Here is a 20,737-nt window from a genome sequence, read left to right as displayed (position 1 = left end):
CTGAAAAATTGGAGTTCTGCTGTTAAAAGCAGGAGCCAATCTATCAGGATGGCATTTTTTTTTGCGCAATCCAATAAAATGTGGATAACTTTTATTTGTATTAAATGCAATTAAATATAAAATTTTAAAGAATTTTAATTTTAGCAATTTGTTAAGTACAACTGTTAAATAATTTAAGTACAATAATTAAAAAAGCAATTTATTAGCTAATATATTATAAATCAATTACATATAATAAATTTGATTATTTAATCAGCCATATTCCATAGAATACGCAAACATTTCCATTTTATGGATTTTTCCTATCTTTGATACCGAATTACAAACAGCACAAAGGTTTATTATACTCTTATTTCAAATATAAGTTTCTTAAGAAAGCCTTTTTGCAAAAAAAATTTTGGTAGGTATTATATGATAAGAATTTTACGCCGGGTTTTCATTTTAAGTCAATTAGTATTTTTATCAGGATTAAGTCAGGCGCAGCAACTTCGCCCCTTAGTTCCGGCCAAAACAGATTTAAATAAGCTACAGAAGATTGCTACTGACCAGAATCAGAGTTATAAGCTGAAACAAGATAAAATTCTGAAGCTCGCTCAAAAACACAAGTGGGTAATAAACCACACGCTGCCTAACGGTTCTTATATTTCGTTACAAGATGTAGCCGAAAACGGTCGGCCCATTTATTACGAAACCTTATTTAACTTAACGTCTGCCATTACAACCAATACCAATAAAGTTTGGCAAGGCGGCACCTCCGGGCTTAACTTAAGCGGCGCTAACCCGCTTTTAGCCGGCAAATTAGGTATCTGGGATGGCGGCGCTGTCCGGAAAACCCACCAGGAATTAGCTGGCCGCATTGTGCAGCGCGACGGGGCCACCGCTTTGAACGACCACGCTACGCACGTAGCCGGCACCATGATTGCCAAGGGTGTAAGCGCTAATATTAAAGGGATGGCTCACGGCGCCCTGGATTTACAAGCCTGGAACTTTAATAACGATAACTCCGAAATTGCGGCTGCAGCCAGCGGTTTATTAGTTTCTAACCACTCTTACGGCAACGTAGCCGGCTGGCGGTTAATTGGTACAAACTGGTATTGGTACGGCGACATAACCGTAAACGAAAAAGACGACGTAAACTTTGGCTACTACAGCAGCACCTCGCAGCTTTGGGATAATATTGCTTTTAACGCCCCTTATTACTTAATGGTGAAAGCCGCCGGTAATAGCCGGAACATGGCCGAACCAGCCGTAGGGCAACCTTACTACCGCTACAACCCAGCCATTGGTAATTACGAATTAATGCCCGGCCGTACTGCCGATATGCGTTTTTACAACGGTTACGATGTAATTCCGGACCATAGCGTAGCCAAAAATATATTAACAGTTGGCGCTATCCAGGGCATTCCTAATGGCTATAAACAACCTTCGGATGCGGTTGCGTACGTTGCCAGTAGCTGGGGCCCAACCGATGATGGCCGGATTAAACCTGACTTAGTAGGCAATGGTATAGCTGTTACCTCTTCCATGGCAGCCTCCGATAATAATTATAACTATGCATCGGGCACTTCTATGGCCGCGCCCAATATAACTGGTTCTTTATTTTTATTACAAGAACATTTTGCTAATCGGAATAACGGCCGTTTTATGCTGGCTGCAACCCTGAAAGGTTTAGCTATTCATACGGCCAACGAAGCTGGCAGCACTCCAGGTCCGGATTATATTTACGGTTGGGGCGTTATGAATACCGAAGGCGCTGCCAAAGTTATTTCTAATATCCAGCAAAAATATTCTTTAACCGAACGTACTTTAATTCAGGGGCAAACCTACACCCAATCAGTAGTAGCCGCGGGTACAGAGCCGCTGCGCGTTACTATTTCCTGGACCGACCCCGCCGGTACTGTTTTACCCATGATTCCTTCTACCCTAAACAACCGGACACCCCGTTTGGTAAACGATTTGGATGTACGGGTAAGCAATAGCCGCGGCGTTGCGCAGCCCTGGATTTTAGACCCCAGCAACCCTTCGGCCGCCGCTACCACTGGCGATAATATTCGCGACAACGTTGAACAGGTTTTAATCACGAATGCTACTCCCGGCGAAACCTATACCGTTACTGTTTCGCATAAAGGCGCCTTAAAAAACAGCATTCAGAATTATTCTTTAATTATGAGTGGCTTACAAGGCCTGCCGTACTGCGTTTCTAAACCAGTTTCGGCTACCGGTGCCCGCATCGAAAATGTAACCCTTGGCACTATTAACAACAGTACTACTACTTGTGGCACTTATGCTGATTATACTTCTTTAACAGCTAATGCCGAAGTAGGCCAGGTAATGCCTTTATCGGTAAAAATTGGCACCTGCGATGCGGCCGCCAACACCATTTTAAAAGTATTTGCCGATTGGAACGAAGACGGAGACTTTACCGATAACAACGAATTAGTAGCCACCTCCGGCGTATTAACTACTTCTACCACTTATACCACTTCGGTTACTGTTCCTACCACAGTACAAAGCGGCAACAGCGCCCGTTTGCGGTTGGTACTGGTAGAAACCGATATTGCCGAAACCGTAAGCAGTTGCGGAACCTATGACAAAGGCGAAACCGAAGATTACGCTTTAAATTTCACTACGCCTTTAAACGATATTGGTATATCAGCATTAAATATTCCAACGGCCAGCAATTTGTATGCTAATCCGGACCAAAGCGTAACTGTTAGCATTAAAAATTTCGGGTTAGCTGCTCAAACGAATATTCCGGTTTCGGTTAAAATTACCCAGGGCACCCAGCAAATAGCTATTCTAACTGGTACTTACACCGGCACCATTGCCAGTGGCAAGGAAAAAACCTTTACGTTACCGGGCAGCTTTCCGGTAGTAGCAGGCGCTGCCTACACCATTACCGCCACTACCGCGCTGGCCACCGACCCGGTAGTACCTAACAACGAATACCAGACAATTATTACGGCCCAAACAGTAGCGCAGATGCCGGTTATTGCGGCTGCCAGTTGCGATGCCAATGCCAACGTAACCTTAACCGGGTCGGGCAACGGTATTTTATACTGGTATGATGCCTTAGTAGGCGGTAACCTGATTGCTGCCGGCAACAATACCACTACCGGCTTTAAGCCTCAAGATAAGACTTATTATGCGGCCCTGAACGAATTTACCGGCACTACTGCTGCCTTAAACAACGCTACTGCCGGCACATTCGCCAACTCCACTCAGGATACTGTTTATTTTAATGCTACTGTACCTTTTGTGCTTGATAGGCTAACCATTAATGCCAAAACTGCCGGTACCGCCACCTTAAACCTGTACAATACGGTAAATACGTTAATTGGCTCTTCCGAAATAAACCTGATTCCGGGCGTAAACCAATATTCTGTAAACTTAAATATTCCGGCTGCGGGCAATAAATACCGGCTTTTACTCAATGCTTTTACGGGTGGCGCTACGGCCAACCGCAACGAAGCCGCCGGTACCCTGGCATTTCCGTACGCTATTCCTAATATTTTAACTATTACAAAATCTACTACCAACAGCTTGTATTTTTACAACTGGAAAATTAAAGCTGTCGGCGCTCCAAGTGCCCGCGCCAAGGCTATCTTAAACGGCACTATTACGGCCACCGAAACCAATGTGTGCGCCAATAATAATTCCGGTACCATAACCTTTAACGGCGGCGGTAATATTTTGCGCTGGGAACAATCGGCCGATGGTTTAACTTGGACCAGTCTGGCGTATACCCAGAACAGCTATACCTACACAAACCTGAGCAGTACCACCGTATACCGGGTAATATTTGGCAATGCCACGTGTGCGGAGATTGCATCGGAAGCCATAACCGTTACCGTAAATCCTGTGCCTGCGGCTACTATTACCGCCAATGGCGCTACCAAGCTTTGCGCGGGCAGCAGCCTGATGTTAGTGGCCAGCCCCGGATTTGAATATTTGTGGTCTACCGGCGAAACCACCCAGAGCATTACCGTAACGCAGCCCGGCAACTACAGCGTAGAAGTTAAAAATGCGAGTGGTTGTACAACCAAATCAACTGTGCTGGCGGTTACCAATTGCTTAACCACCTGGACCGGCACAACCGATACCAACTGGAACAATACAGCAAACTGGTCGAATGGCATACCCGATGCGGATATGGATGTGAACGTACCGACCAATGTAAAATATTCGCCGGCGGTAAGCGCGGGAACAGCCACCTGCAAAAGCATTGTTATTGCGGGTAGCTTAACCATAAACGGCGGCACGGTAAAAGTAAACGAAAACTTTACCAATAATGGTACTTTTAACCAAACCAGCGGCACCCTGGAACTAACCGGCAAAGGCGCTCAGAAAATTAAAGGCAACAGCTTTTTAAATTTACGGATGGGCGGCGCCAGCACCAAAACCCTGACTTCGGATATTACGGTTACCGGCAGCTTAACAGTTACCGAGGGCGTGGTAAACACCGGCGCTTACAAAATTATCCTGGACCAGGCCGCTACGCTTTCCGAAACCAGCAGCAATTATGTAGTGGGTAAAGTAATAGCGACGCGCACTTTCAGCAAAACGAATGCGAAGCACACTTTTGGAGATATGGGACTAGCCCTTACCACTAACGCCAGCCCGTCACCCACCATTGAAGTAACCCGCGTAACCGGCAATCCTGGTAATTCTATCTGGTCGGTAAAACGGCAATTTGAGATACACGTAACCGCCGGTAAAAACACCGATTTAAATGCTACCATGGAATTCTCTTACTTGCCCGGCGAACTGAACGGATTGGTAAAAGAACACCTGGCGCTCTACCGCTCTACCGATGATGGCCTGACCTGGACCGTACAATCAAAATCGTTAGTAGACTTAAACGCCGATGCTAATAAAGTTACCCTGAACAATATTAGCGCATTCTCTACCTGGACCCTGGCCGACCGCGACCCGAGCATGGTTTTACCAGTATCATTATCAGCTTTTAAAGCTACAAAACAAAAAAATGATGTGGTAGTAACCTGGGAAACAGCTATGGAAAAGAATGCGGCCGGTATGGAAGTAGAAGTTTCTACCGACACTAAAAATTACCGCACCCTGGGTTTTGTAGCGGCCACCGGCATTAACACCAATACCAGCCAGCAATACCAGTTTACCGATACTGAAAATAATAAAGTTGGCACCCGTTATTACCGGTTAAAACAACTGGATCAGGATGGTAAATTTACGTACTACGGCCCGAAAGCCGTTACCTTTAACGACCCGGTAACTTCTACCCTGGCTGCTTATCCAAACCCGTCTAATGGCACGTTTGCTTTAACGGTGCAAGCCGCCGAAACAGCACAAACGCACCTGGACATAAAAAATATTGCTGGTCAATCTGTTTACAACGCGCAAAAGCAGCTTTCTAAAGGCAACAACAACGTAACGGTTAATTTACCGGCCGGCACAAAACCAGGGGTTTACGTGGTATTAGCCCGCTACAACAATACCCTGCAAACTTTAAAAATAGTGGTGGAGTAAAAGCCAACAAAGTAAGTATTGTAAAAAAGCAAACCCGGTAATTTTTAATAATGCCGGATTTGCTTTTTTTTTGCCGGTTTAATGTAATTTATAGCCTTATGCAAGTATTTACTTTAGAAATCAGAACCACTTTCCTTAATCAGGAAATTGTATTAAACCCTTCGGTTATCCAAGACAAGGAAGCAATATTTTTAGTTGATTGTGGTTATGCAGGCTCGCTGGAATTAATTTCAAACTGTTTAGAAAAATACAACCTCAGTCTTAAAGATTTCACCGGCATTATTATTTCGCACGATGATATTGATCACTTGGGCGGATTATGCGAAATAAAAACTACCTATCCCCATATTAAAGTTTTCGCATCTCAAATTGAAGCACCTTATGTAGCCGGAGAACAAAAATCATTAAGATTAATACAAGCAGAAAACGCTTTTACTACCCTGCCGGAAGCGTATAAAAGCTGGGCAGTAGCGTTCCAGAAAAGTTTAAATGGTATTAAGCGAGTTCCGGTTGACAGCACCTTTAGCTTTGATACTTCTTTTTCGGAAAACATAAAAATTATTAATACGCCGGGCCATACCCTAGGTCATATATCTATTTACTTACCGCATAATAAAATATTAATAGCCAATGATGCCGTAGTTCTGGAGCAGGGCGAATTGGCCATCGCCAACCCGCAATTTACCTTAAATTTAGAACAGGCTGTTGCCTCAGTTAATAAACTTTTAAACTATCAGATTGATAAACTTATTTGTTATCATGGCGGCGAAGTAGTTGGTAATATTTCAGAAAAATTAACGACCGTGCTGCAAAAGTATAAACCCGAACTGGTGTAAGCCTGATTGACTATTTCTAAAATCGGAACACAAAAGCAAAACAAAGCAGCACCATAAGTCCACCCCGGTAATAGCTGAATAGCATTAATATTAATTTACCTTTTGCCTTACCCCCATACAACAGGTTCCTGAATATTTAACTAAACTGAATATTATAAGCCGTATTTATCAATTAGATAAATTAAAGCAGCCATAGAAGCGCCACCTAATTCCAGTTCGCGTTGGTTTACGCGGTCGAAAGTATCAGAGGCGGCATGGTGCACTTCAAAATAACGTTGTGAATCGGGCCGGAAACCAATCAGGGCAATTTTATCATTTTTTAGCGGGCCAATATCTGCGCCGCCACCGCCAGCAGCAATATTGTTTAATCCGTAAGGTACCAGCAATTCTTTCCATTTGGCAATATCGGCCACTTTGTTAGGCGAAGCGTCGATGCTAAAACCCCGCGGCGTAAAACCACCGGCATCCGATTCCAGGGCCGCAATATGGTTTTCTTTGTTGGCCAAAGCTACTTCGGCGTATTTGCGGCCACCGCGTAAGCCGTTTTCTTCGTTCATGTACATTACCGCCCGAATAGTTCTTTTGGGTTTAATATTTAAAACTTTCAGCAAACGTAAAACTTCAATGGCCTGCATACAACCGGTACCATCGTCGTGGGCACCTTGCGCCAAATCCCAGGAATCCAGGTGGCCGCCTACCACAATTATTTCTTCCGGATGTTCGCTTCCTTTTATTTCGCCAATTACATTATGCGAAGGCGCATCGGGTAAGGTTTGGGGGTTCATCTTAAAATTAAATTCCAGGTTCGGGCCGGCTTTTAGCTGACGGCTTAATAATTCGGCCCCGTTGGTACTAATAGCGGCAGCCGGTATTTTGGTTACGCCTTCTTCGTAGCGCGTAGAACCGGTATGCGGAAAATCATCTAAGGCCAGGTTCATGGAACGCACAATAGCGCCCACGGCACCCAGTTTAGCGGCCTCAATGGCACCGGAACTCCGCTGATTCACTGCATCGCGGTAAGCCAGGAAAGCTTCGATATAAGCCGGATTCATGGGCCGGTTAAAAAACACAACTTTGCCCTGCACTTTTTCGCGACCCAGTTGCTGCAGTTCTTCAAAAGATTGCACCTCTACTACCTGGGCCTTAATACCTTTTTTACCCGTACCCACCGAGCCGCCCAACGCACAGATTGGCACCTCTTGTTTGCCGACGCTTGATTTAAAAAATGCTTTTTCTTTTTCGCCGCGCACCCAATGCGGCACCATTACATCTTGTAAGTATACCCGATCGAAGCCATAGCTTTCCATTAATTTTTGCGTGTAGGTAACGGCTTTAGCCGCCCCTTCGGAGCCACTCAGTCGCGGACCAATTTGGGTACACAGGTAGCGTAGGTTCTCGTAGCTTTTACCCTGGGTTAAAGCCTCCCGGTAAATATTCCGGATAACAGCAGAATCGGGTTGCTGGCCTTGCGCCTGACTAGAAAATAAGGAAAAGCTGAAAGCAGCGGCTAGTATTAGCTTGTGGAATTTATAGAACATGCTAGAAGGATTTCACCAAAAATAAGTTTTCTCCGCAAATATTCTAAGCAAAAAGCTTCGGCTTTATCTAAAGTGAAAATATTTCGTTTTAAACAATAATAACTAAACTTTTAGTTTAACAACTAAGTAATTAGTTATATATTTAATAAATTAATTAATCCACTACAAATGAAAGAATTAACCAAAGCCGAAGAACAAGTAATGCAAGTTCTTTGGGAATTACAAAAAGGGTTTGTGAAAGATATTCTGGAAAAATTGCCCGAACCGAAACCGGCTTATAACACTGTTTCTACGATTGTGCGGATTCTGGAGAAAAAAGGCTTTGTAGGCTATCAGGCTTACGGTAAAACCCACGAATATTTCCCGCTCATCGAGAAAGAAAAATACACCAGGCAATTCCTGAAAAATTTTGTGAGCAGCTATTTTGGGGGCTCCTACCAGCAATTAGTTAGCTTTTTTGCCAAAGAAGAAAACATGAACCTGCAGGAACTGGATGAGCTGATGAAACACGTAAAAAAGGATTTGGACCAGCCCGCTGATGAATAACCTGCTGCAATATTTGGCCGAGTCGAGCCTGGCGCTCCTGTTATTTTATGCGGTATACGTTTTGCTTTTAAGTCGCCAGACCTGTTTTACGTTTAACCGGTTTTATTTACTGGCGGCCTTGGCATTCTCCCTGGTTATTCCTTTCCTGGAGTTGCCCGCCTGGCCGACCGAACCCACTTTGCCGGCAAATGCCATGCTGGTACAGGTGCAACCCGCAGGAACTGTATACCAGGCCCCCATCATGACGATAACCCCAACCGAAGCAAAAACCTTAAATTTAGGCCCCTGGCTTTATGGCATTTATGCGATTGGGGTATTGGCAGCCATTATTTTTTTCTGTTGCCAGTTTCTAAAGCTTTACACGTTTATTTACAGCCACGCCGCCGAAGGGTACTACTGGCAACGCATTAAAATAATTCCCACGCACGGCGAAATGGCTACCTTTTCTTTCCTGCACTATATTTTATTCGACAACAGCCAGCCGCACACCCCCACCGAAAAAAGACTAATCTTACAACACGAGCAGGCCCATTTAGCGCAAAAGCATACTTTCGATATTCTTTATTTAAAAATATTAACCATTATTTTCTGGTTTAACCCCCTTCTCTATTTCTATAAAAAAGCCTTAGAAAGTACCCACGAATATTTAGCCGACGCCGCCGTGCTGAAAGAAGAAGCTATTGATACCTACGCAACCTTGCTGGTAAATCAGGTTTTCCATAGAACCAGTTCTTCTTTTGGTAATTTCTTTCATCTCCATCAATCCTTGTTATTAAAACGACTAACCATGATGAAAAAATTTAATAGCCCTTTCTCCTTAATCCGGCCATTATTGGCCATTCCGGTGATATGCATAATTGCCGGAGCCTTAGCCGCTAACCGGCCGGTTTCCATCCCGGATTTAATGCCTGTGAGTGAAATAAACGAAAGCTCAGCTTTTCCCAACCCGGCAGATAAAAGAAACATTTTTACGCAATCTGCAGCTAATGCGGGAACATCTGACGATGAAATTTCCGAGCCTTCCTTCCCGAACGGGAAAGAGCAGTTGTACCGTTTTTTATTACAGCACCTAAAGTTTAAGCCGGAAGCTTTCGGGAAAGATGCTGTCAGAGGAACTGTAGTTTCTATAAAAATAGATAAGGAAGGTAATCCGGAAAATACATTTGCCGAAAACGAAGATTTAATTAACCAGGAAATTAACCGGGTAATTCGCCTGATGCCCCGCTGGATTCCGGCCTATCAGGATGGGAAAGCATTGAATTCTAAATACGAGCTACAATTATTAATTGATAGAAAGGCTAAGCATTCTGTTATTACGCCTAACAAGTTAGCCAAGAATGGCTCTCTAAATGCTGAGGGAATCCCAACATTCGTTTCCGATATTATTCACCTGGGTTTAAACCCCGTTACCGGTACGCCAAAAAACTTTTTGAATCAAGAGGCCATAGTAGTAGGAGAAATAACCGAGCCCACTTTTCCTGGTGGCCAGGCAGCAATGGAGCGATATTTTAAGGAAAATTTGAATCTGGGAAAAGTTGTGGGTAATGAATTAGCTAAAGCAAAAGAGTTTGGCTTTGGTAGCGCAGGGGCACAATAAAGTAGCGCTGCTTATAAATATTGCCTGCCTTAAAATATAAAACGCCAGCAGAACAGATTATGTTAATTGTTCTGGCTGGCGTTTAAAATTATTACGTAGAGCTTCTGAACTTATACCGTTACTATTTGGGTATTGCGCTTAAAAATATTGCGGTCATAGGTAGCTTGCCGAGAAAGCTGAATCTACTTTTTCATAATGGTATTAATTCCTTCGGCAAGCTCAGGATGACCCAGTAGTATACACCTAAGCGTAAGTATTGTTTTATTAGGGTAATATTATACCCTTATCAGATTGAAAATGGTATTACTTACCTAACTCCCACTCATTATTTAATCGCGCCATAGCAAAGTGGGCGGTCATGTCGTACTGGCAAGGCACAATAGAAACATAGTTATGCGCCAGCGCCCATTCGTCGGTATCTTCGCCTTTATCGGGGTTTATAAAATTACCGGTGAGCCAGAAATAACGGCGGCCATTCGGATCTAAACGTTCGTCAAATTCTTCTTCCCAGCGCGCCTGGGCCTGGCGGCACACTTTTACGCCAGCAATTTTCTTGTTCGATTTTTTCGGGAAATTCACGTTTAGGGCAACACCTTCGGGAATGCCATTCTTCAGCGCTTGGCGGGCTATCAGTTCTACAAATTCTTCGGTGTGCGAAAAATCGGCATCGTGGCCAAACTCGCAAAGCGAAAAACCAATAGCCGGTAAACCCTCAATAGCCGCTTCTATGGCTGCCGACATGGTACCGGAATAAAGCACGCTCACGCTGGAGTTAGAGCCATGGTTAATGCCACTAACCACCAAATCGGGTTGCCGTTCTTTTAACACGTGGTGCTTGGCTAATTTCACGCAATCGGCGGGCGTACCCGAACATTCCCAGGCTTCCACATCGTCGAAAGCTAGTGATTTATCTAGCCGCAGGGTGTTGCCAACCGTTATGGCGTGCCCCATACCCGATTGCGGGCTATCCGGCGCTACTACTACCACATCGCCAATTTTCTTCATTACATTTACGAGCGTCCGGATACCGGGTGCGGTAATGCCGTCGTCGTTCGATACTAATATTAGTGGTTTAGACATTTTCAGAACTTGATTAAAGGTGCCAAATTAGGCCGAACTTACCTGATTAACAAACCAGGTTTGTTATTGCTTTTAACTTAATTAGAGGAGGTGGGGTTTAGGAGAAATATTATAAACCACCAGGTAATAAATATTACCCATAGGTACCTGGCTCTCGGCAAAACCGGAATATTTGCGATATTAATAAGCAAAATATTCCTTTCGTGCTGGCTATTAGCAAACTGCCGCTTCGGCAAGGGCTAAATTAAACTTAAAATATTTGCCTGATGCTTTACCGGTAAAAACAATATTAATATTTTAAGCGCATGAACATAACTTCAACTAGTTATCCGCATTTTTATTTGGGCGTGTTATTGTTGCGCCTGGGTATTGGAATTTCATTTATATGCCACGGCTGGCCCAAATTACAAGCCGGCCCAGAACTTTGGGAGTCTTTAGGCGGCGCAATGAGCTTTTGGGGAATAAATTTTGCGCCTACTTTGTGGGGTTTCATCGGCTCGTTGGCTGAATTTGCCGGTGGGCTGCTGCTGGCGTTGGGGTTTCTGTTTCGGCCTACCTGTGTAATATTGGTTATTCAAATGATAGTGGCTACCTCTTCGCACCTAAGTCAGGGGCAATCTTTTTCGGAATATTCCCATGCGCTGGAAATGGCTATTCTATTTTTCTGCTGGCTGTTTATCGGACCCGGAAAGTACAGTCTGGATGCCCGGTTGCAAAAGCCCACGGAACGGCTGGGGTTAAATGCTTAGATTTTAAGGCTGCTTACCCGCCGGCTTTTTTGGCTTTGTAACCGGCCTGTACCAATATTTGTAATATTTTATCCCGGAAATCGCCTTGAATAATTATTTCGCCATCCTTAATGGCTCCGCCTACCCCGCATTTATTTTTTAGTAGCTTACCCAGTTCTTTTAAATCATCTTCCTGGCCCACAAAACCGGTAACCAACGTTACCTGTTTGCCGCCCCGCGCTTTTTTGTCCAGCATTACTTTCAGGTTTTGTTGCTGTGGTGGCAGCGTATGGGTTTGCTCCTCCCCTTGGTACTGGTATTCAAAATCCGGATTAGTAGAATATACCACCCCTTCCCGGCCCTTTTTATTTTTATCTGCCATATTCAATTCAAATTCTATCGTAATACCAAAATAAAATGATTGTTGCGCTTATAAACAAAGCAAAGGCCGTGCTTCCCAACGCTGTCATTCCGGAGGAATCTTATCGGTTACCTGCTAATAAGATTCTTTCAGAATGACTGGGTTGAGTGGGCATGCTTTAGAAAATATTGAAAAGAAACTAAGGTGCATTTTCAATTTGATAATGGTATAATTCACTTCCCAATTCCCAAACACTCAACAATCAAACAATCAAACAATTCAATAACCCAACAATTCATCAATTCAACCCTTCCTCCCGCGGCACTATTACGTGCAACGTTAAGGGCATTATTTGCACTTTAAACGAAGTTGCTTCGCCCATGTATTCACCATCGGCATGAAATTTAAAAGCGTGCTCGCTTTTTACCAATATTTCCTGCGTTTTAAAATATTCGGCATCCGGCGAGGTAGCAATTTGCTTTGTAATTAAGCCGTAACTAATGCCTATTGCTTTTGCCAGGTTCAGGTGCCTTATCAGGCAAACATCCACTAAACCATCCCGAATATCGGCCATAGGGGCAATATAGGCGTTGTTGCCGTATTGCGAGGCATTGGCAAAAGCCACTACAAAGCAAGAAGTTTTAAGTTTTTGTCCGTTCAGCGCCAGTTCTGCCACCTGGGGTTTAAAGTTAAAAAATTCGCGCAGCACCATTTGCACGTAGGTTTGCAATCCGCGCCGCGTAGAGGCCGCAAAAACCGAACTTACGTGGGCATCGAAACCAATACCGGCGGTGCAGAAAAACGGATGATTATTAATGGTGCAGGTATCGATGGCGCTGGGCTGCCCCTGGTTTAAAATATTAATGGCATGGCTTACATTCATGGGGATACCCAGGTGGCGGGCCAAGCCATTGCCCGAACCTTTTGGCAAAATAGCCAAAGCCGTTTGGGTACCCATTAATCCCCGGGCAACTTCGTTTACGGTACCATCGCCGCCCACCGCGCAAACAATTGGTATTTTTTCGGCGGCGGCTTCCCGGGCTATTTCGGTGGCATGCCCCGCGTACTGCGTAAAAACTATTTCGGGCTCAAACCGCTCTTTATCCAGCAATTGATTTAAAAGGCCAGGCACATCTACGCCGCCTTTGGTACGGCCCGAAACCGGGTTGATGATAAATTTTATCTGGGTACGCACAAATAAACCTGCAAATGAATAAAAAGTAAATTAAAACAAAACAGCCCATACAAGATGGGCTGTTTTATTCTTTTTTGTAATACTAAAATTAACCGATTCTGGCGATTAAATCAGCAGCCCGGGCAGAGTAACCAGACTCGTTGTCGTACCAGCCTACTACTTTAACCAAGGTATCGCTCACCGAAGTTAATTTAGAATCGAAGATACAAGAGTGGGTATTACCAACAATATCAACCGAAACAATTGGGTCGGCGGTATATTCCAGAATACCTTTCAGTTCACTCTCGGCAGCCGCTTTTACCGCAGCATTAATTTCTTCTTTGGTTGCTGGTTTCTTTAAAATAGCGGTTAAGTCGGTTAAAGAACCGGTTGGAACCGGTACGCGCATGGCAATACCATCCAGTTTACCGTTTAAGTGTGGCAATACCAAACCTACAGCTTTAGCAGCACCAGTAGAGGTTGGCACAATGTTTAAGGCCGCAGCACGGGCTCTTCTTAAATCGCTGTGCGGACCATCGTGTAAGTTCTGGTCAGAAGTATACGCGTGAACGGTAGTAATAAAACCTTTTTCAATACCAAAAGCATCGTCCAGTACTTTAGCCATTGGGGCCAAGCAGTTGGTAGTACAAGAAGCGTTAGAAACAATGGTTTCTTCGCCGGTTAACACGTTTTCGTTAACACCTAATACTACGGTAGGAATATTACCTTTAGCCGGAGCCGAAATAACAACTTTACGCGCGCCTGCTTCCAGGTGGCCGCCGGCACCTTTTTCATCTACGAAACGACCGGTAGATTCCAATACCACATCTACACCTAATTTACCCCAAGGCAAATTCTTAGGCTCTCTTTCAGCGAAAATTTCAATACGCTGGCCATTAACCGTAATGCTGCTTTCGTCGGCAGACACTGTACCGTTAAATTTACCGTGCACCGAGTCGTACTTTAACAAGTGCGCCAGGGTATTATTATCTGTTAAATCGTTGATACCAACTATCTCGATATTATCTTTACGAAGCAGTTCCCGGAAGGTAAGTCTGCCGATGCGGCCAAAGCCATTAATTGCAACTTTAATTTTTGCCATTTTTACCAATATTTGAGTAGTTTATTAAACGGGGCGAAGTTATTAATCTAAAAACTTAAATCAAATTAAATTTTTTCTTTCTAATAACCAGCCACTTCTGAATTGTACGTAACTTTTTATAAAAAATGTTTTGCAGATATAAAATCACCCTCTATATTTGCACCATCAAAACGGAACAAGGACGTCAGATAAACTAAACGGCCCGTTCGTCTAGGGGTTAGGACACCAGATTTTCATTCTGGTAACAGGGGTTCGATTCCCCTACGGGCTACTAAAGCCGCTCTGCAATATGTAGAGCGGCTTTTTTATTGATATTTCCCCAATCCTATCACTCACCTAAAAAGAAAACCAGACCTATTGCTAAGCCTGGTTTAAATTTTCTTATTCTCCTCTGAATATTCTGCTTGGTGCTTAAACTCTCAAAGAGCAACAAATATTTGCTAAAGCTTTAGCAGCATATAGACTTTAAAAACATGATGCTATTGCCGGTATTTTCGCTTCCATACCAGGTACCATTTTTTATTAAGCGGGTATTTCCGGCGGGGAGTTATATTATTAAATACCAGTGCTACCAGCAGCAAAATAACCGCGCCGGATAAAACCGGACTTAACACATAATAATAACCCAGCGTCGTAATCTTATTGGAGCCAATATTGGCAATGAGGGCGGTAGCGCCGCCGGGCGGATGCAGGGTTTTGGTTATTTGCATCAGCACAATAGACAGCGACACCGAAAGTGCCGCAGCAAGCCAGGCTTCCTGCGGAATTAGCTGGTGAACGGTTACGCCTACCAATGCACTAATCAGGTGCCCGCCAATCAGGTTACGGGGTTGAGCCAAAGGACTGTTGATGATGCCATAAACTAATACCGAAGAAGCCCCAAAAGAACCAATCAGAAATAAATTGTCAGATGCAGAAAAGTAAGAACTGTGCAATAATCCTATCAGGCCAATGCCGGTAAAAGACCCAATAAAAGTCCATAAATGCTCGGTTGAATCAACTAAGGTTTCTTTATAAAAAATGTACCGGGCCAGGCGAAGATGCTTTTTCACCTTTTTCTTAATTTTATTACCGGTAGGATGTTCTCGGGTTTCCAGGTTATCGAGCATCTGTAATATTTAAAATATTGCTGTTTAGCACAGCGCTAATTCTCTTGCTTTAATAAAAATTGCTTTGGCAAATATTATTTGCCATTCCGTTTTACTGTTGTAATCAGTTTCTGGCCTTGTTGTAATATTCTGAGGCTGTATTTTTTAAGCGAAAGATTGGGTGTTTGTTTTTCGTGTTCGTCAATACTTTTCTTGTAAGCCGCAATAATATCTTTATAAGTTAACACTCCAATCATATGTTTATCCTGCGATACCACCGGCAAAACATCTACGTTTTCTTTAGCCATCATTTCTACCGCGGTGCGCAAACTGTTGGTAATCGAAATAGAAACTGGATTTCTTTTTATCAGCGAGCCAATTAAGGTATCTGGGTTATGATGGTTGCTGAATAAGTTAGATGAGCTTATAATGCCTTTAAAAGTTTGCTCCTGATCTACAATTACAAAGAAGTTGCTGTTATAATCCTGCTCTTTTTCCAGCCATTCCCGTACTTCGCCAATGCGATTCTCGGCGCTTAACACCAACCGGTTTTCTTCTATTACTTGCCCGATGGCAACTTTCTCTAAAATATCGGGCTCGTAAGAATGCGGTGTTTTTACGCCCCGGCGGGCAATTTTTTCGGTCATAATCGTATTCTCCATCAGAAAGAACGAAACGAAATACGAAGCGGTGCAGGAAGCCAGCAGCGGCAGCAAAGCATTAGACTGCGCGGTAGTTTCGATGGCAAAGATAATAGAAGTAATTAAGGCCCGTGAGGCACCGGCAAACATAGCCGACATACCAACCAAAGCTGCCAGCGTAAGCGTAACGCCGGCCCCCGGAAACAAATAAATAATAACACTGCCCAATAAAGCGCCGGTAGCAGCACCAATGGTTAACAAAGGTGCCAGGGTTCCGCCCGAAGTTCCGCTGCCTAAAGCAATTACCCAGGAAAGAAATTTAAACACGCACAACGTTAGTACAATTTGCAGCGGCATGTTACCCGAAAGAATATCGGTAATATTTTCGTAGCCTACGCCCAGGGTACGCGGCGCAAAATAACCAATTAACCCAACGCCCAAGCCGCCAATGGCCGGCCACCACATCCAATGGATTGGTAATTTTTCAAATGCATCTTCGGTTAAATATACCAGCTTGGTTACCACCACCGATAGTAACCCCACCACAATGCCTATAACGCTGTAAGCGAGCAACGCCGTGTTAGAAGGCACCGCAATCAGGTTGGCAATAGGAAAAACCGGGCCTTCTTCGAATAAAAAATAATGCCCGGCGGCCCCGGTGATACAAGCCAAAGCAACCGGAATAATTGAGCGCGGCGAAAATTCGAATAACAGCAATTCAATGGCTAAAAATATAGCGGCAATGGGGCTACCAAATATTGCCGACATACCAGCAGTGGCGCCAGCGGCCAGTAATATTTTGCGCTCGATGTGGGTAATATTTAATAATTGCCCAAACGTAGAACCTAACGCGCCGCCGGTGGCAATAATGGGTCCTTCGGCACCGAACGGCCCACCCGTACCAATAGAAATAGCCGAAGAAATAGGTTTTAAATAAGTAATAGAAGGTTTTATTCTGCTTTGATTGGTTAAAACCTGTTCCATGGCTTCGGGAATACCATGCCCCCGGATGGCTTTACTACCGTATAAAGCCATTAAACCAATAATAACGCCCCCAATCGCCGGTACCACAATTACAAACCAACCCAAGGCATGATGTGCCGGACTGGTTGGTTCTACGGATAAGGTGCCGTAAAAAGAAATATTCGTAACCAAATCTATCAGGTAAACCAATAATTTGGCAATAAAGCTGATACAAACCGCCACCAGAACCGCCAATGCCGAGATAAACAAAAGCCTTTTTTTATCGGGTGCTATCTGCGGCCGCATGTTTTCGGCTTCTAAAGTAGGGGCCAGCGAAACTGAAATAGGAACTCCCTCATTCGATATATTTTTTTCCATCGGCTACTTTTATCGTTACTCTTCCCGCAACTATGTACGTATCTATCTCTTTTGGGCTGCAAAGATAGGCAGCACAATATAAAAACCGGCACAAAGCTTCATTCATGATTATTAGAGAAAAACATAATTGGCTGCGCATGCTCTTTGTTTGGCGCGGCTCTATCCTGAAAGATATTCTGCCCCGTTTAGTAGTTTTGTTCTTGTTTTCGCTGTTAGTCGTGTTTTTTCGCGAGGAATTATCGGCTTACCGCGTTTCTTTTAATCCGGTGCCGTTTACGTTTATTGGTATTGCGCTGGCTATATTTTTGGGATTCCGGAACAATGCCAGCTACGACCGTTTTTGGGAAGCCCGTAAGCTCTGGGGCGCTTTGTTAAATACCACCCGGTCTTTGGCCCGCCAGGCCATTACCATGGGCGGTTTACCAGAAAATTCAAAACAGGTTACTTCTTTTGTGCACCTGCTTATTGCGTTTACCTACGCCTTAAAACACCAGCTCCGGCAAACAAATGCTACCCCAGATCTGGAACGGCTCTTACCCAACCCTTTGGCGGCCGCTGTTGGGCAGCATCAATATAAACCTATCCGGCTGTTAAAAGAATTAGGCTTTTGGGTTAGGCAAGCAAAAGAAGAAGGGCGAATAGATGCCATTACCCAAACTGCTTTCGACCATAATTTTAATGTACTTTCCGATATCGTAGGCGGCTGCGAAAGAATTCTGGGTACGCCCATTCCCTACCCTTACAGCTTGCTTTTGCACCGCACCGTTTATGCGTACTGTTATTTATTACCTTTTGGCCTGGTACAAAACAGCGGCTGGATAACGCCCTTATTTGTTGTATTGGTGGGTTATGCTTTTATGGGTTTAGATGTAATTATAAACGAAATTGAAGAACCCTTTGGCCTGGAACCCAACGACCTTGCCCTGAACAACATGAGCCGAATGATTGAATCGACGCTGCTGGAAATGATAAATATGCCGGCTCCTACCTATCCGAAGAATGAGAATTTATATTTAGTTGATTGATTTATGAAATACTTCGGGCAATTAGTTTTACCCACAAGGTTAAAGCTAACTTTTCAAACAAATCTATTATTTAATAGCCCCGATGAATATTTTATTTGTAACAAGCAAATGATTGCATCCGCAATACTGCCCTCTTTCACAATCATAGGTCAATAAAAATATATCCCGGTTTGGCTTGCTGCCGTTACAGCAATTAGACTTTAAAGATTAAGCAGATGAAAATTAAAAACGAACCGCAAAGCTGGGTAACTTTTTGCTTATTAATTGTTGTTTTACTAACTGCTTGCCAAACCAGTAACGCCCCCGCTGGCACCACCAATGCCACAACTACTAATAAGCGGAACGCAGCCCCTCAAAGAGTAGATATAAAAGGCAGCATTATAATGCGGCAGTATAGCCAGGGGCAGGTTGTGCTAGAAGTAGAAGGCTTTCCTTCGCAGGATTCGCGCTATAACCGGGCTTACGTACTCGTTTTGCCAACTACCCAAATTATAGGCCCTGAAGGAAAATCGATTAGTTTAAGAGAGTTACAGCAAGGGCAAAATGTAGCCGTTTTGTTAAGAAGTGGCGGCAAAGGAAATTTAGTTGGCATGGGCATTGCCCGCAAAATGTGGGTAGAATAAAACCAATCATAATTACCTTAAAACGCAGCTTATTTTGATGGTTTAGTTAGGCTAATATTCCAGATTGTCTTATCAATCAATCCAGAAATCTAATTTACCGCCGGCGGCATTATTGCTAATTTTGTAAAGAACAATAGCTTTAAAAACGCGCCTTGCCTTTAATTAGTTAAGCCAGATTTACAAATATTAAATAATTTATTAAAATTGTAAACCCCAGTTATTCAACCTTATAATAAATATTGGATAAAATAAAAAGCGAATCTTTTACCCGAAGCTGGTTTGTAATTTATTTATCAGCAATTATCTGACTTTATTTATTCTCTAGCCAAAATGCTGTAATATATCTACTGAAAGGACTTACTCTTCTAAATTCTGAATAGCCCCAAGCGCAGGTTCTCTAAAATACAAGTCATGTTATAAAATTTTTTCGGATCTATTTCCGGATTTTCCGCCATTGCTACTACTATATTAGTAAGTGCCTGAGCATAACTATTATCAAATTCCTCTTTTGTCATTTTCATCTTGCTTTTAGATTTATCTGCCAACAAACAATATTATTGATTAATATTCCAACTTCAAAAGCTTTGAAATAAACCGGCGCGATACATTACAGATTAATTTAAAACTTTTTCTAATGTACTTGCTTTGGCTCAATAATGAAGCCCGCACTTAAACCATAACTCCCATTCTGATACATAGGTGCAATTCCCATTAAGTTTTTTCTGACGAGCTTTAGTTTAATCTGCTCTTGTAACCACGGGTAAATTATATAGGCCAAATGGGTAGATAATATACCAACTCCTGCTCCGGCTACAACATCTGATATCCAATGCCGGTTATTAAGCATCCGCAAAGAACCCGTAGCCACGGCAAAAGAGTAACCAGCTACACTGCCCAAGGCACTTTGGTCTTTATATTCCTGGTGCATGATTTCGGCATTAGCAAAAGCAATACTGGTATGCTGCGATGGAAACGCATCTAAACTCATTGCATCCGGGCGACGCTCTTTAACGACTTGCTTGATTTTCTTAGTAAGCGTATTATTTATAAAACCCGACAGGGCAACAATCATGGATAGGTTTACTAAATTATTCCGCCCTTTTTCCCCCACTAGGTTTAAACCATAAACCGCCGCTAGCGGAACGTACCGAGTATAATCATCCAGCTTAGTATGAAAACCCGCATATTTTCTCGTTAACTCTTCTTGTACAGCTTCATTAGCTTCAAAATATTCGGGGTTGTTTTGGGTTAACATTCCTGCTCCTATTAACAAAGCTGGCGCAATTACAGCCGCATTAAAACGAAGTTGTTCTGAAATACTTATTGGTGATAATATAGGACTGAGCTTTTGAGAAGGTTGGCGTAAAAGAACTATTATATTTAACAATAAACTATTCTGTTCCGATTGCTGCCAATATGGAAATTGGTAAACTTCCAACCGCACATCCTTCATTAATAAGGAATCTGAACCAGATGTGCTTTGGGCATAACTCTCTTGGCAAACCCAAAGTAGACCAAGCAAAAAATACTTTAACATGTTTGATAAAGTTTA

Annotated in this window: 16 protein-coding genes and 1 tRNA gene; 8 read left to right on the top strand and 9 right to left on the bottom strand. The window is 43.3% G+C overall.

Annotation, left to right across the window (positions count from 1 at the left end; translation table 11 throughout):
* The first annotated feature begins 411 nt into the window (after nt 1-411).
* Together F0145_RS08985 and F0145_RS08980 are read left to right on the top strand one after the other, a co-directional pair.
* Nucleotides 412-5,505, top strand: a complete 5,094-nt coding sequence (locus F0145_RS08985; RefSeq protein WP_150088064.1) for a S8 family serine peptidase — start codon at nt 412-414, stop codon at nt 5,503-5,505.
* A gap of 98 nt (nt 5,506-5,603) precedes the next feature.
* On the top strand, nt 5,604-6,341 hold the full coding sequence (locus tag F0145_RS08980) for an MBL fold metallo-hydrolase (RefSeq protein WP_190277508.1): 738 nt from the start codon (nt 5,604-5,606) through the stop codon (nt 6,339-6,341).
* A 152-nt stretch (nt 6,342-6,493) separates the two neighbouring features.
* Here F0145_RS08980 and F0145_RS08975 read toward each other — a convergent pair whose 3' ends face one another.
* Nucleotides 6,494-7,879, bottom strand: coding sequence for a M20/M25/M40 family metallo-hydrolase (locus F0145_RS08975; protein WP_150088060.1), 1,386 nt, complete (start codon nt 7,877-7,879; stop codon nt 6,494-6,496).
* A 168-nt stretch (nt 7,880-8,047) separates the two neighbouring features.
* Here F0145_RS08975 and F0145_RS08970 point away from each other — a divergent pair, with 168 nt between their 5' ends.
* Together F0145_RS08970 and F0145_RS08965 are read left to right on the top strand one after the other, a co-directional pair.
* Complete coding sequence (locus tag F0145_RS08970) at nt 8,048-8,425, top strand: BlaI/MecI/CopY family transcriptional regulator (RefSeq protein ID WP_150088058.1); 378 nt, start codon at nt 8,048-8,050, stop codon at nt 8,423-8,425.
* Nucleotides 8,418-10,022 carry a M56 family metallopeptidase gene (locus F0145_RS08965; RefSeq protein ID WP_150088056.1) on the top strand — a complete coding sequence of 535 codons (1,605 nt, stop codon included), beginning with the start codon at nt 8,418-8,420 and terminating at the stop codon, nt 10,020-10,022. The genes F0145_RS08970 and F0145_RS08965 overlap by 8 nt, the downstream gene beginning before the upstream one ends.
* A gap of 303 nt (nt 10,023-10,325) precedes the next feature.
* Here F0145_RS08965 and surE read toward each other — a convergent pair whose 3' ends face one another.
* Entirely contained in the window at nt 10,326-11,102 is a 777-nt protein-coding gene (gene surE / locus F0145_RS08960) for a 5'/3'-nucleotidase SurE (RefSeq protein ID WP_150088054.1), read from the bottom strand.
* A gap of 305 nt (nt 11,103-11,407) precedes the next feature.
* On the opposite strand from surE, the gene F0145_RS08955 reads away from it, so the two are divergent.
* Nucleotides 11,408-11,851 carry a DoxX family protein gene (locus F0145_RS08955; RefSeq protein WP_150088052.1) on the top strand — a complete coding sequence of 148 codons (444 nt, stop codon included), beginning with the start codon at nt 11,408-11,410 and terminating at the stop codon, nt 11,849-11,851.
* A gap of 13 nt (nt 11,852-11,864) precedes the next feature.
* On the opposite strand, the gene F0145_RS08950 is transcribed toward F0145_RS08955, so the two are convergent.
* The 3 genes from F0145_RS08950 to gap all read right to left on the bottom strand — a co-directional run bounded on the left by F0145_RS08950 (nt 11,865) and on the right by gap (nt 14,467).
* The gene (locus tag F0145_RS08950) at nt 11,865-12,212 is read right to left on the bottom strand and encodes a translation initiation factor (protein WP_150088050.1); all 348 of its coding nucleotides are present in this window, start codon (nt 12,210-12,212) and stop codon (nt 11,865-11,867) included.
* 277 nt (nt 12,213-12,489) lie between these two features.
* On the bottom strand, nt 12,490-13,386 hold the full coding sequence (locus F0145_RS08945; protein WP_150088048.1) for a diacylglycerol/lipid kinase family protein: 897 nt from the start codon (nt 13,384-13,386) through the stop codon (nt 12,490-12,492).
* Nucleotides 13,387-13,474: 88 nt separating this feature from the next.
* Nucleotides 13,475-14,467, bottom strand: coding sequence for a type I glyceraldehyde-3-phosphate dehydrogenase (gene gap, locus F0145_RS08940; RefSeq protein WP_150088046.1), 993 nt, complete (start codon nt 14,465-14,467; stop codon nt 13,475-13,477).
* A 199-nt stretch (nt 14,468-14,666) separates the two neighbouring features.
* On the opposite strand from gap, the gene F0145_RS08935 reads away from it, so the two are divergent.
* Nucleotides 14,667-14,738: transfer RNA gene (locus tag F0145_RS08935), tRNA-Glu, on the top strand.
* 208 nt (nt 14,739-14,946) lie between these two features.
* Here F0145_RS08935 and F0145_RS08930 read toward each other — a convergent pair.
* Together F0145_RS08930 and F0145_RS08925 are read right to left on the bottom strand one after the other, a co-directional pair.
* Nucleotides 14,947-15,576: an HPP family protein gene (locus F0145_RS08930; protein ID WP_150088044.1), complete on the bottom strand. Its 630-nt coding sequence runs from the start codon at nt 15,574-15,576 to the stop codon at nt 14,947-14,949.
* A 74-nt stretch (nt 15,577-15,650) separates the two neighbouring features.
* The gene (locus F0145_RS08925; protein ID WP_150088042.1) at nt 15,651-17,537 is read right to left on the bottom strand and encodes a chloride channel protein; all 1,887 of its coding nucleotides are present in this window, start codon (nt 17,535-17,537) and stop codon (nt 15,651-15,653) included.
* Nucleotides 17,538-17,641: 104 nt separating this feature from the next.
* Here F0145_RS08925 and F0145_RS08920 point away from each other — a divergent pair, with 104 nt between their 5' ends.
* Both F0145_RS08920 and F0145_RS08915 read left to right on the top strand, forming a co-directional pair.
* Nucleotides 17,642-18,562, top strand: a complete 921-nt coding sequence (locus F0145_RS08920) for a bestrophin family protein (RefSeq protein WP_150088040.1) — start codon at nt 17,642-17,644, stop codon at nt 18,560-18,562.
* Nucleotides 18,563-18,777: 215 nt separating this feature from the next.
* Complete coding sequence (locus tag F0145_RS08915; RefSeq protein WP_150088038.1) at nt 18,778-19,185, top strand: hypothetical protein; 408 nt, start codon at nt 18,778-18,780, stop codon at nt 19,183-19,185.
* A 365-nt stretch (nt 19,186-19,550) separates the two neighbouring features.
* Here the strand turns inward: F0145_RS08915 and F0145_RS08910 are convergent, their stop codons facing one another.
* Nucleotides 19,551-19,700, bottom strand: a complete 150-nt coding sequence (locus tag F0145_RS08910) for a hypothetical protein (protein ID WP_190277518.1) — start codon at nt 19,698-19,700, stop codon at nt 19,551-19,553.
* Nucleotides 19,701-19,816: 116 nt separating this feature from the next.
* On the bottom strand, nt 19,817-20,722 hold the full coding sequence (locus tag F0145_RS08905) for a phosphatase PAP2 family protein (protein WP_150088035.1): 906 nt from the start codon (nt 20,720-20,722) through the stop codon (nt 19,817-19,819).
* Nucleotides 20,723-20,737: the final 15 nt, after the last annotated feature.

It is taken from the genome of Adhaeribacter rhizoryzae, from assembly GCF_008629685.1.
GTDB classification, from domain to species: Bacteria; Bacteroidota; Bacteroidia; order Cytophagales; family Hymenobacteraceae; genus Adhaeribacter; species Adhaeribacter rhizoryzae.
This window is presented reverse-complemented; position numbering and strand designations above follow the sequence as displayed.